At 66.3% G+C, this 13361-nt stretch carries 6 protein-coding genes; 5 read left to right on the top strand and 1 reads right to left on the bottom strand.

Annotated features, from left to right (window positions below):
* Positions 1-186 precede the first annotated feature (186 nt).
* The 3 genes from G568_RS0114405 (at position 187) to yaaA (ending at position 3393) form a co-directional block, all read left to right on the top strand.
* Positions 187-471, top strand: a complete 285-nt coding sequence (locus G568_RS0114405) for a YggT family protein (RefSeq protein WP_026758691.1) — start codon at positions 187-189, stop codon at positions 469-471.
* 80 nt (positions 472-551) lie between these two features.
* Positions 552-2594 (top strand): DNA helicase RecQ, encoded by a 2043-nt coding sequence (recQ, locus tag G568_RS0114400; RefSeq protein WP_026758690.1) that lies wholly within the window; start codon positions 552-554, stop codon positions 2592-2594.
* Between the two features lie 34 nt (positions 2595-2628).
* Complete coding sequence (gene yaaA / locus G568_RS0114395) at positions 2629-3393, top strand: peroxide stress protein YaaA (protein ID WP_026758689.1); 765 nt, start codon at positions 2629-2631, stop codon at positions 3391-3393.
* Here the strand turns inward: yaaA and G568_RS0114390 are convergent, their stop codons facing one another.
* A complete protein-coding gene (locus G568_RS0114390) occupies positions 3394-5622 on the bottom strand; it encodes a response regulator (protein WP_026758688.1) in 2229 nt (742 codons plus the stop codon).
* Positions 5623-5772: 150 nt separating this feature from the next.
* Between G568_RS0114390 and G568_RS0114385 the strand changes: the two genes are divergently transcribed.
* The gene (locus G568_RS0114385; protein WP_026758687.1) at positions 5773-11268 is read left to right on the top strand and encodes an alpha-2-macroglobulin family protein; all 5496 of its coding nucleotides are present in this window, start codon (positions 5773-5775) and stop codon (positions 11266-11268) included.
* Positions 11265-13313, top strand: a complete 2049-nt coding sequence (pbpC, locus tag G568_RS0114380) for a penicillin-binding protein 1C (RefSeq protein WP_037374242.1) — start codon at positions 11265-11267, stop codon at positions 13311-13313. Before G568_RS0114385 ends, pbpC begins: the two co-directional genes overlap by 4 nt.
* Positions 13314-13361: the final 48 nt, after the last annotated feature.

Below are 13361 nucleotides of genomic sequence, written 5' to 3'. Positions count from 1 at the left end.
AACGGCGAAGACGCCAACGCCGAGATCGAGAAAGCCGTCCGCGAAGGCGTCGAGAAGATGTGCGAAAAATTCCCGATTTACCCGGATATGTAAGGGAGTGGGCCCGGCACATGCCGGGCCCCTTGCCGACAAGGCCAGAAGTGCTTAGGTCTTTGGCTGCTGAATTCAAAACGGACAACAAGACCCATGATGGCAATCTACGGACCCCTGCGCCTGCTGCTGGATGTGGCGTTTTTCATTATGATCACCCACATCATCATGAGTTGGCTGATCAATTTCCAGGTTCTCAACCTGGGTCAGCAACTGGTGGCGCAGATCTGGTATGGCCTCAATCGCCTGCTTGAGCCGATCTATGCCCCGATCCGGCGGTTCCTGCCTGATACGCGGCCCCTGGATCTGGCGCCGCTGGTGGCGTTCATCATCGTGATTTCCCTGCGCGACTTTATCCTGCCCGAATTGCTGCTGCGATAACCCGAGTAGGGCTTGCCCGGGCAAGTCTGGTATGTGAATACTCCGGCAAGAGCAGATATAGACAATCTTGCAGGTGATCCATGTCAGGCGCTCAGCCGCTTCTGCGCGAGGTATTCGGGTTTGACGCCTTCCGCCCCGGGCAGCAGGATATCGTCGATGCGGTGGCGCGCGGCGACAACGTCCTTGCCATCATGCCCACGGGCGGCGGCAAATCCCTGTGTTTCCAACTTCCTGCGCTGTTGCGCGACGGTGTGACGGTGGTGATCTCGCCGTTGATCGCGCTGATGCGCGATCAGGTGCGCGCGCTCCGGGCTGCCGGGGTCGAGGCCGGGGCGCTTACCTCGGCCAATACGGACGCGGAAACCGATGCGGTTTGGCAGTCGCTGGAGGCGGGGCGGCTCAAGCTGCTTTATATCGCGCCCGAGCGTCTGTCGTCCGGTTCGGCGCTTGGCATGTTGCGGCGGATAGGCGTCAGCCTGATCGCCGTGGACGAGGCCCATTGCGTCAGCCAGTGGGGCCACGATTTCCGCCCCGATTACCTGCGGATCGGGGAGTTGCGCCGCGCATTGGATGTGCCGCTGGCCGCGTTCACCGCCACCGCCGACGCCGAAACCCGCGAAGAGATCGTTGCGCGCCTGTTCGATGGGCAGGCGCCGCGCAGCTTCTTGCATGGATTCGACCGCCCAAACATCCATCTGACCTTTGCGCCCAAGGATGGGCCGCGGCGGCAAATCCTTGACTTCGCTGGTGGGCGCAAGGGGCAATCGGGTATCGTCTATTGCGGCACGCGCGCCAAGACCGAGGGCCTTGCGCAGGCGCTGCGCGAGGCGGGGCATGCCGCCTGCCACTATCACGGCGGGATGGAGGCCGAGGATCGCCGCGGCGTGGAAACCCGGTTTCAGCAGGAGGATGGGTTGATCGTGGTGGCGACGGTGGCGTTTGGCATGGGGGTGGACAAGCCCGATATCCGCTGGGTCGCACATGCCGATCTGCCCAAGTCTATCGAGGCCTATTACCAGGAGATCGGCCGCGCAGGCCGCGATGGCGCCCCGGCCGAGACGCTTACCCTTTACGGCCCCGAGGATATCCGCCTGCGCCGCAGCCAGATCGACGAGGGCCTCGCGCCTGCCGACAGGCGGGCGGCGGATCATGGGCGGCTCAATGCGCTACTGGGGTTGGCCGAGGCGCTTGTCTGTCGCCGACAAAACCTGCTTGGCTATTTCGGCGAAGAGGTGCCGCAGCCTTGCGGCGCGTGCGACCTGTGTGATCGCCCGCCCGAGACATTCGATGGCACCGAGGCGGTGCGCAAGGCGCTGTCGGCGATCCTGCGCACCGACGAGAGATTTGGCGCCGGGCACCTGATCGATATCCTGACCGGAAACGAGACCGACAAGCTGCGCGCGCGGGGGCATGACGGGTTGCCGACCTTCGGGGTCGGGCGCGAGTTTTCCCGCCCCCAGTGGCAGGCGATTTTCCGGCAGATGATGGGGCATGACCTGGTCCGCCCCGATCCCGAACGCCACGGCGCCCTGCGGATGACGGACCGGGCGTTGCCGATTTTGCGCGATCACGAAAAGATCACCTTGCGGCGCGACGTGATGCGCGCGCAGCAACGCCGCCCGGCGGCGCGCGCGCTGGTGTCCGAGGAGGACGCGCCGCTTTTGTCCGCGCTCAAGGCCAAGCGCCGTGCGCTGGCCGAGGCGGCACGCGTGCCCGCCTACGTGGTGTTTACCGATCGCACCCTGATCGAGATGGCCGAAAAGCGCCCCGCGTCACTGGATGAAATGGCGCGCATCGGCGGCGTCGGGGCGAAGAAGTTGGAAAGTTACGGCGACGCCTTTCTGGCGGTGATCAACGGCGCGGCGGAGGCAGTACACCCAAGCCGCCGCAAGCTGGCCGGCCGCGCCGAAGGGGGCGTTTATGACCGCCTGGTCGAGGTGCAGACCGATCTTGCGCGCGGTGACGACGGGGTGGACAAGCCGCTAAGCTGTTCTGCCTCGCAACTGGCACGCGTGGCGCAGATGCGCCCGGGCGATGCCCCGGCGTTGGAGCGCCTTTTGGGCAAGCGGCGGGCCGACCGGTTCGGCGCGGCCTTTCTGGACGTTCTGCGCGAAGCGGGCTAGGTCCGGGTGGGGAATTTCAAGCAGGAGAGCGCCCATGCTGATCGTCGTATCGCCGGCCAAGAAACTGGACATGTCCACCGTGGACAGCGCGGCGCCGACGCGCCCGCAGTTTATGGAGCAGGCCAGGGAATTGGCCGCTGTGGCGCGCGGCCTGTCGGCGGCCGATCTGCAAAAGGTCATGGGGATTAGTGACAACCTCGCCCGGCTCAACGCCGAGCGGTTCCGCGATTTTGGCACGATGGACAAGAAACCGGCCGCGCTCGCTTTCGCCGGCGACACCTATCAGGGGCTTGAGGCGCGCAGCCTGGACGCCGATGAAATGCGCTGGGCACAGGACCATCTGCGCATCCTGTCGGGTCTCTACGGGGTGCTGCGCCCGCTTGACGAAATCGAGCCGTACCGACTTGAGATGGGCAGCCGCCTCAGGACGGATCACGGCAAGACCCTCTATGATTTCTGGGGTGATGCCATTGCGCGTGCGCTTGGCGACCAAGCTGCCGCGCTTGGCACCGACGTTCTGGTCAACTGCGCCAGCCAAGAGTATTTCGGCGCGGTGCAAACAGGCGCGTTGAACTTGCGGGTGATCACCCCGGTGTTCATGGAGGAAAAAAACGGCACGCCGAAAATCGTCAGCTTTTATGCCAAGCGCGCGCGCGGCGCGATGGCGCGTTACATCATCCAGCACCGCCTGACCGATCCGCAGGCGCTGCGCGATTTCGACGCTGGTGGATATCGGTATGATCCCGACCTGTCCGAGGGCAATAGAATGGTTTTCCTGCGCGCTGGCGATGCGGGCTGATCACGCTTTCGCCGGTGCGGCGAGGGGCGGCGCGGCGTCGTCCGGGGCATGCGCGACGATGGCATCGACAATGGCGCCCTTCTTCAGCGGCTTGGTCAGGTAAACATCCAGACCGGCGGCCAATATGGCATCGCGATCACCCTCCACCGCGTGGGCGGTCAAGGCCACGATGGGGACGTGGCCGCCGGTCTCTGCTTCGATCCGCCTGATCGCGGCGGTGGCTTGTTTGCCATCCATCCGCGGCATCGAGATATCCATGAAGATCATGTCGGGCGCAAAGCTCTGGAATTGCACCACCGCGGCCTCGCCGTTTTCGGCAAAGCGCAACTCTATATCGAGGGATTTGACCATCTTGCTAAAGACAAGCTGATTGGTCCGGTTGTCCTCGGCGGCCAGCACCCGCATCGATCTGCGTGATGTTTGCGCGGCTGGTGGGGGCGCTGCGGGCTCTTTTTCTACGTCCGCCGCGTCTTCGGGGCGGGGGGTGTGGGCCGGTCCGATACGGCTTGCCATTTCCAACAGCAGGCGGAACAGTGCCTGCCGCGCCATCGGTTTGCGCGCGACGATCGGCGCGCCGGCGGGTGAGCCATCCGCGTCGACGTCGGCGGGGTCCGCGCTCAGAACGACGACATTGGGTGCACCGGGGCCAGCGGCCAGCGCACGCGCCAGCGCCTTACCATCCAGACCGGGCGGCGTGTGGTCACAGAGCACCAGATCAACGGTATCGTCCATGGCGTGTTGCGCCTCTTCGGCGGTGGTGGTGCTAGTCACGCGCAGGCCAAGCGATTCAACCTGCCGCGTCAGAACCTGGCGATTTACCGGTAGCGGATCGCACACCAGAACATGCTTGAGGATGCCGCGCAGGTCTGGCGGCGCGTCGCCTTCGTCGGGCGTGGCCGCGGGCAGGGTCAGGCGAATGCCAAAAGCACTGCCCTCGCCCTCTTGCGAGTCCACCCAGATCTGCCCGCCCATCATTTCGATCAGGCGCCGGCTTATGGACAGGCCAAGGCCGGTCCCTTCGAACTGCCGGTTGCGGTCATCTTCGACCTGGTTGAATTCGCCGAATACGTGGTCGATCTTGTCCGCCGGGATGCCGATGCCGGTATCCTCGATCGTGATGTGAATATCCGTATCGCCGCCACCGTTGGATTGCAGCCCGACCACCCGCACCAGGATATGCCCACTGGGGGTGAATTTCACCGCGTTGCCGATCAGGTTGGTCAGAACCTGCCGAATGCGCCCGGCATCCCCGATCAGCATCGTCGGCAGGAACATGTCGTAATCTATCAGTAGCTCAAGCCCCTTGTCCCGGGCGGCGGGCGCGGTCAGCATGACAACCTCGTGTATGCACCGCTCAAGGTCAAAGGCCTCGGGTTGCAAGGTCAGCTTGTCCGCCTCGATCTTTGAGTAATCCAGCACATCGTTGATGATGACCAACAGCGCCTCGCCCGAATTGCGTATCGTGTCGACGTATAGCTCCTGCTCTTCGGTCAAATTCGTCTCGCTCATCAGTTCGGCCATACCCACGACGCCGTTCATCGGTGTGCGGATCTCATGGCTCATGTTGGCCAGGAATGCCGATTTCGCGCGGTTGGCCGCCTCGGCGCGCTCTTGCGCCTCTTTCAATGCTTGCTCGTGGCGGACGGTTTCGGTGATGTTCAAACCCAGTGTCACGGCATCGCCACCTGCGCCGCGCTGGTCGATCAGTTTGATATACTCGTCATTCCACAGGCGGATTACCACGGGGTCGGGGTGGGGCGATTGCCAGCGGTTCAGCATCATGTCGCGCCACGCTGCAGGAGACCGGAAATCGGTATCGACGATCCCTTCTTCGGTCAGCAGTTGCAGCAACCGCGCATAGGATATTCCCGGCTGCACCTCCTCAAGCCCGTCAAAGATAACCAGGTAGGCGCGGTTGGCCGTGATCATCACATCGTTGCCGTCGAAGATTGCAAACCCGTCGCGAATGGTCTGGATTGATTGCCACAAGCGCCGCTCGACGATTTGAACCTGTTCCTGGGCGGCAGACAAGTCGGATTTCACCCGCTGGTTTTCGTCTTGCACCGTCTGCACTTGCGCACGGGTCTGCGTGATCTCCTCGGATAGTGCCCGTGCGTGCAGGCCAAGCTTGCGATTGGCGGCGAACAGTTCGGCCTGCTTGAGCTCGAGCAGGCGTTCCGCCGCAAGGCGCGCGCGCCGCTCCTCGGCAAGTTTGTTTGCTAGGCTCATGTCCGCCCTCTGGCACGCCCGGTTGATCTTGCGCAGCATCGGGTAAGGCCATGAACAACAAATTAAGGACGATGCGACAGCGCCCGAATGGCGGGGAATCGTTGCCAATGTGCAGGGGTGCATGGCACCATCACTGGATTGCCAAGGAGAATGATTATGCGTCACGCCGTATCCGCTGTCGTCCTGGTGGCCACGCTTGTTCTGCCGGGTTTTGCCGTGTCGCAATCGGGGGCGCAGGGCGATGCCGCGCGCTACGTGCCCGATCGCCGGGCGGTGGTTAGCCGCGATGTCGATTTCTACGGCTCGGACCTGCAGGCGCTGTACGATACAACCTACGAAGCGTGCGAAACGGCGTGTTTGTCGGATGCCCGGTGCAAGGCGTTCACGTTCAACACCCGCTCGAACGCGTGCTTCCCCAAGGGCGGTATCAGCGCGCGTGAGCCATACGAGGGTGCCCTGTCGGCCGAGCTGCGCAGCACCGATCCGGAGGTTCTGCGCGCGGCCGAAGACCGGTCCAAGGCATTGGATTTCCTTGGATCTGCCACGCTTGAGGGCGCCCGCGATCAGGCCCGCGGCCTTGGCCGCAAGCACGCGGGCGGCAAATGGGATGTGGTCGAATTGTTGAAAGCGGCGCAGCAACGGCGCGCCAAGGGCGATCTGAAAGGCGCGCTGCACTGGACCGGCGCCGCCTTGGCCCAAGCTGACCGCAGCGAACTATGGACCGAATACGCGCGGCTTGCGCTGGACGTGGACACCGATAACCGCACGCAGCAGCGCAAGATGCACGCCCCCGCCCTGTCCGCCGCCGTGAACGGGGCGTTGCGTGCTCTGAGTCCGCAGCAAAACGCCGGTGCGCTTTTGGTTCTTTCCCGCGCGCTTGAGGCGTCGGATCGCGGGCGCGACATGATCCCGGCCCTGCGCCTTGCACAGGCGGCGCAGCAGGGGCGCCGGGATATCGCCTCGGCGCTTGAGGATGCGATTGGCAAGTACGGCTTTCGGATCACCGGCCATACGGTCGAGTCTGACGCCGCCGCACCACGCCTGTGCGCGGAATTCTCTGAGCCACTGGCCAAGACCGGCGTGGATTACGGCCCCTTCGTGCGGTTGCCCGATGCCACGATGGCGGTGCAGGCGGATGATCGGCAGCTGTGTATCGACGGGGCCGAACACGGGCAACGCTACCGCCTTACGTTCCGCAAGGGCCTGCCAGCCGCCAGTGGCGAGGCGTTGACGAGCGATACGACGCTTACGCTTTATGTGCGGGACCGCAGCCCAAGCGCGGTGTTCCCCGGGCGCGCCTACGTGTTGCCGCGCGGCGATGGTGCGGCGCTGCCGATCGAGACGGTGAACCTGGACCGGGTTGATCTGACCTTGCGGCACGTGGCCGACCGCAACGTGCTGCGCGCAGTGCAAGAGGGGTATTTCGGACGGCCGTTGGATCAATGGCGCGCGCGCGGGTTCTCGGGGGAGGTCGCGCAAGTGGTCTGGACCGGACACGGCGACGTGCAAAACCGCCTCAACAAGGAGATGACGACGCGCCTGCCGATGGGCGACATCATCGCCGACTTGCCGCCGGGCCTATATGCGCTGACCGCCGGTATCCCCGGCCGGGCGGAGTATGATCAGCCGGGCGCGACGCAATGGTTTGTCCTGTCCGATCTGGGGATAACGACGCTCAAGGGCAATGACGGGCTGCATGTGCTGGTTCGGGGCCTTGGCGATGCCGCCCCGCGCGAAGGCGCCAAGGTGCAGCTGCTGTCGCGCGCCAACCGCGTTCTGGACAATGTGAAAACCGATGCGCAGGGGCATGCGCGCTTTGATCCGGGGCTTGTGCGCGGCACCGGCGGCGCGGCGCCCGCGATGGTGACGGTGCGACAGGGGGACGACCTGGCGTTTCTGTCGCTGACCGGTCCGGCGTTCGATCTGTCCGACCGCGGCGTCGAGGGGCGCGAGCCGGCGGGCCCGGTGGATGTATTTCTGACCACCGATCGTGGCGCCTACCGTGCGGGCGAGACGATCCATGCCACGGTGCTGGCCCGCGACGGGCAAGCGCGCGCAACGCCGAACTTGCCGCTGACCGCGATCTTGTCGCGCCCCGATGGGGTGGAATATACACGCAAGGTGTCGGTGAATGGCCGGGATGGTGGGCATGTCTATGCCTTCGATCTGGGGGCGGACGTGCCGCGCGGGGGCTGGCGGCTTGAGGTGCGCACCGATGTGGAGGCACCGGCCCTGGCCAGCACCGCGATCTTGGTCGAGGATTTTCTTCCGGAACGGATCGATGTCGATCTGTCACTGCCCGATGGGCCGATCCGCCCCGGTGATACGCCGCCGCTGTCGGTGGCGGCGCGGTATCTTTTTGGCGCACCGGGGGCTGATCTGGCGGTTGAGGGCACGGTCACGGTGCGCCCGCGCGACACGCTGGAGGGCTACCCCGGCTACCGCTTTGGCCGTCATGACGAGGTATCGAACCCCAGCGCCGGGTCATTGCCCGCCGTCAGCACGGATGCGGCCGGCAAGGCGCAAATCCCCCTTGTTCTACCCGATATGCCCGGCGCGGGGCGCCCGATGATGGCCGAGGCCACCGTGCGCGTTACCGAAGGGTCCGGCCGCCCGGTTGAACGCAGCATCACCCGCCCTGTCATGCCCGATGCGCCGCTCATCGGGATCAAGCCGCTGTTTGACGGCTCGGTCGCGCAAGGTGCCGAGGCCGCGTTCGATCTACGCGCCATTGGTCCCGGCGGCGGCGCTCCGGCGCGGGATATGCGTGTTAGGTGGACGCTCAACCGCGTTGAAACCCGCTACCAGTGGTATCAGCAGAACGGCAACTGGAACTGGGAGCCGATCACACGCCGCACCCGCGTCAGCCGTGGCGAGGCACGTCTGGGCGATACCCCGCAAGAGGTGGCCGCGCGCGTCGATTGGGGCCGGTATGAGCTGGTGGTTGAAACGCTCGATGGTCCCTATGCAGCCAGCTCCGTCGGCTTCCATGCGGGGTGGTACGCGCCGGCCGATGCCGCGCGCACGCCTGATATGCTTGAGATGTCGCTTGATCAGCCCGGATACCGGAGCGGTGATATCGCGCAGCTTCGCATGGTCCCGCGTATCGCGGGCAAGGCGTTGATCACGGTCATGTCCGACCGCGTGATCTCCATGAAGGCGGTCGAGGTCACCAAGGGCGAGAACTTGGTCGAATTGCCGGTGACGGATGAATGGGGGGCGGGCGCCTACGTGACGGCCTCGGTCATTCGTCCGGTGCAGGCCGACATCGGGCAGGAGCCGGTGCGTGCGCTGGGGCTGGCGCATGCAGCGATAGATCCCGGCGCGCAGCAGCTTGATGTCACGCTAAATGCGCCCGCGCAGATCCGCCCGCGCGGGGCGCTTGAGGCCAGCGTTCAGATTGGCGGGCTACCCGAAGGCGCCCGCGCGCATGTCACCGTTGCGGCGGTTGATCTGGGTATCCTCAACCTCACCGGGTTTCAAAGCCCTGATCCTTCTGCGCATTACTTTGGCCAAAGGCGGCTCGGGGTCGAGATACGCGATCTCTATGGCCGGTTGATCGATAGTGGAAACGGTGCCATCGGGCAGGTCCGCTCGGGCGGGGATGCCGCAGCCGCCCCCACCACCAAGGCCCCGCCCCCGACCGAGGAGCTGGTCGCGCAGTTCTCGGGGATGGTCACGGTTGGCCCGGGCGGCCGCGCCGATGTCCGGTTCGATATGCCCGATTTCAACGGCACCGTGCGCCTGATGGCCGTGGCGTGGTCGGCGGCGGGCGTCGGGCAGGCGCAGACCGATGTCGTGGTGCGCGATCCCGTTGTGGTGAACGCCAGCCTGCCGCGCTTCCTTGCGCCGAACGACCGCTCGCGCTTGCTGTTGGAGTTTACCCACGCCGATGGTGCCGCCGGGCGGATGGGTTTGGACGTGACCGCCGATGACGGTCTGCGGATTGCGCCTGATGCGGTGCCTTCTGGGATAACGCTGGCCGAGAATGGCCGCGCCCGGGTGGACATCCCGATCGAGGCGGGCGCGCCCGGCGATTACGCCCTGCGCGTGGCCCTGACCACACCGGACGGGCGGCAGCTGACCAAGACCCTAACGCTGGGCGTGCGCGCGAACGATCCGCCGGTGTCTCAGACAAGGCGATTCCGCCTTGGCGCGGGGGATGCGTTCACGCTGAACCGTGAAGTGTTTGCCGGGTTTCAAGCGGGCACAGGATCGGCGATCCTTTCCGCCGGTCCGCTGGCGCGGCTGGATGCGCCCGGATTGATCGCAGCGCTTGATCGCTACCCCTATGGCTGCACCGAGCAACTTGCCAGCGCGGCGATGCCGCTGCTCTACCTTGGGCAAGTGGCGGACGTAATGGGATTGGGCCACGCCGATGATCTGTCTGATCGGGTCGAAAAGGCGGTCCGCCGCATCCTGACGAGGCAGTCCAGCAGCGGCAGCTTTGGCTTGTGGCGTGCGGGGTCGGGCGATTTCTGGCTTGATGCCTATGTGACCGATTTCCTGTCCCGCGCCCGGGCCAAGGGCCATGACGTCCCGGATGAGGCGTTTGATCTGGCGCTGGACAACCTGCGTAACCGGGTCAACTACGCGCCCGATTTCGACGGGGGCGGCGAGGCGATTGCCTATTCCTTGATGGTGCTGGCCCGCGAAGGGGCCGCCGCCATGGGCGATTTGCGCTACTACGCCGACCAAAAAGCCGACGATTTCGCAACGCCTCTGGCGCAGGCGCAGCTGGGGGCGGCACTGGCGGCTTATGGCGACCCCACCCGCGCCGATGCGATGTTCGCCCGCGCGGCCCGGCGTATTGCGCAGCAAGGTGGCGATGGTCCCGCGCCCGGCGCGCCCGTTTGGCGCACGGATTACGGCACCGATCTGCGCGATGCCGCCGGGGTTCTGGCGCTTGCGACTGCTGCGGGCAGTGAGCAGGTGGATCGCGGCGCCCTCATGCAGCGCGTCGTCGCCGCCTCGGCGGATGGCCCGCTTTCAACGCAGGAATCGGCGTGGTCCCTGCTGGCCGCGCATGCGCTCATCGACACGCCCGATGTTTCGGGCCTGACGCTTGATGGGGCGCCCGCCGATGGCCCGCTGGTGCACGTTCTCGAAGACAACGCGACCGCCACGCCGACCGAGATCCGCAATACCCGCGACCGCCCTGCCGAAATCACGCTGACCACCCTTGGCGTGCCCCAAGGCGAGGTATCGCCGGGCGGCTACGGCATGGGGATCGAGAGGCGGTATTTCACGCCGGAAGGGCGCGAGGTCAGCCCCGAAAGCGTGGCCACGGGTACCCGCCTTGTCGTGGTGCTCAAGATCACGCCGTATGACAGGATCGGCGCGCGCTTGATGGTGACCGATCCATTGCCCGCAGGGTTCGAGATCGACAATCCCAACCTGCTCCGCGCGGGTGATATCGGCGCGCTGGATTGGTTAGAGCCAGCCAGCGCCGAACACGCCGAATTCCGATCCGATCGCTTTCTCGCGGCGGTGAACTGGCGCGGGGAGGCGCCGTTTCGCCTTGCGTACATGGTGCGTGCGGTATCGCCTGGGCAGTTCCATCACCCCGCCGCCTCGGTCGAGGATATGTATCGCCCGCGCTATCGCGCCCATACCGGCGATGGCCGTGTAACCGTCACGCCATGAGGCGCTATGGCATCCTGCTGCTGGTTGCTGTGCTGTTCACTGCGGCGCTGGCACGTGATGCGTTGGATGGGTGGATCGCGGCCACGGACCTGCCATCGCATATCGTCGACACCTCGACCGAGGTGCGCGATCGCGACGGGGTGCTGCTGCGCGCCTATACGGTCGCCGACGGGCGCTGGCGGCTTGGCGCGCGGCCGGATCAGGTTGATCCGCTCTATATCTCGATGCTGCTGGCCTATGAGGACAAGCGGTTCCAGGATCACAACGGCGTGGACCTGCGCGCGATGCTGCGCGCCGGGGCCCAAGCGGCGATCAGCGGGCGCATCATATCGGGGGCCTCGACCCTGAGCATGCAGGTCGCGCGCCTTCTGGAGGAGGGAAGCACAGGCAAATGGACGGGGAAGCTGCGCCAGATACGGGTCGCCTTGGCGCTGGAGCGGCGCATGGACAAGGCGCAGATCCTGACGCTTTATCTGACGCTGGCCCCCTATGGTGGCAACCTTGAAGGCGTGCGCGCGGCCACGCTGGCGTGGTTCGGCAAAGAGCCGACGCGCCTGACGCCGGCGCAGGCGGCCCTGTTGGTGGCGCTTCCGCAATCGCCCGAGGCGCGCCGCCCCGATGAGAACCCGGCCGCCGCCCGCGTGGCCCGCGACCGCGTCCTGGCCCGTATGGTGCAGGCGGGAGTGCTGACGGCCGAGGCGCATCAGGCGGCGCTACGCGCGCCCGTGCCGTCCGCCCGCCGCGCGTTTCCGGCGCTGGCCCCGCATATGGCTGACCGGGCCGTGGCGGACGCGCCGGATGCGCGCCGCCATGATCTGACGCTGCGCGCGCCGGTCCAACGCCGGTTCGAGCGGCTTGCGGGGCAGGTATTGCAGGGCAAGTCGCGGCACCTGTCGATCGCGATTGTTGCCGCCGATCACCGCGATGGCGAGATCCTCGCCTCTGTCGGGTCGGGCGGATACCGCGCCGGACCACGCGAGGGGTATGTCGATATGACCCGCGCGCTGCGCTCGCCCGGCTCGACGCTCAAGCCGCTGGTTTATGCGCTGTCTTTCGATCAGGGGCTGGCGCACCCTGAAACGCTGATCGATGATACGCCCGTGGATTTCGGGGGCTACGCGCCGCAGAATTTCGACGGCGAGTTTCGCGGGCGTCTGCGGGTGTCGGACGCGCTACGGCTGTCGCTCAATATCCCGGCGGTGCGCCTGACCCGGGCGCTGGGGCCCGCGCGGTTGATGGCCGGCTTGCGCCGCGCCGGCGCCGACCCGCAGTTGCCCGGCGGGCGCGCGGGGCTGGCGGTGGCCCTGGGCGGTGTCGGATTGCGGCTTGAGGGGCTGGTGCAGCTCTACGCGGGGCTCGCCAATGGTGGCCGCGTGGTCGATTTGCGCTGGAGGCGCGGTGCGCGAGACAATGAGCAGGCGCAGCGCCTGGTTGGTCCGGCGGCCGCGTGGCACGTGGGGCATATCCTGTCGCGCCTATCCCCGCCGCCGGGCGCGCGCGCTTGGCCGATGGCCTACAAGACGGGCACGTCCTATGGTCACCGCGATGCATGGGCTGTTGGCTATGACGGCGCGCATGTCGTGGGCGTATGGATCGGCCGGCCCGATGGCACGCCCGTGCCCGGCGCCTTTGGCGGGGATCTGGCCGCGCCTGTCCTGTTTGCTGCGTTCGAACGATTGGGAGGCGCGCCCGTACCCTTGCCGTCGCCACCGCCGGGGGCGTTGATGGTGCCGAACGCGGGCCTGCCTACGCCGCTGCAGGTGTTTCGCCCGCGCGGGCCGGAGGCCAGGCGCGCCGCGCGGGGGCATGCGCCACGCCTTGCCTTCCCGCCCGATGGAGCGCGCCTGCCTGTCAGGCAGGAGGGGTTGACCGCCAAGGTGCGCGCCGGCGTGCCGCCGTTCAGTTGGCTAGCCAACGGGCGCCCCGTTGTCACCGGCGCGCGTCGGCGCGAGGTGACCCTACCCGATCCCGGGCGGGGGTTTCTGACGCTGACGGTGATCGATGCCGAGGGCCGCGCAGATCACGCGCAGCTGCGCCTGGACTGAGCGGGGGAGGGGGCGCTGCCCCCATCGCCGATGGCGATTCCCCCGGGA

Source organism: Sediminimonas qiaohouensis DSM 21189, from assembly GCF_000423645.1.
Classification (GTDB): Bacteria; Pseudomonadota; Alphaproteobacteria; order Rhodobacterales; family Rhodobacteraceae; genus Sediminimonas; species Sediminimonas qiaohouensis.
Note: the sequence above shows the minus strand (reverse complement) of the source record. Positions and strands in the feature narration are given on the sequence as shown.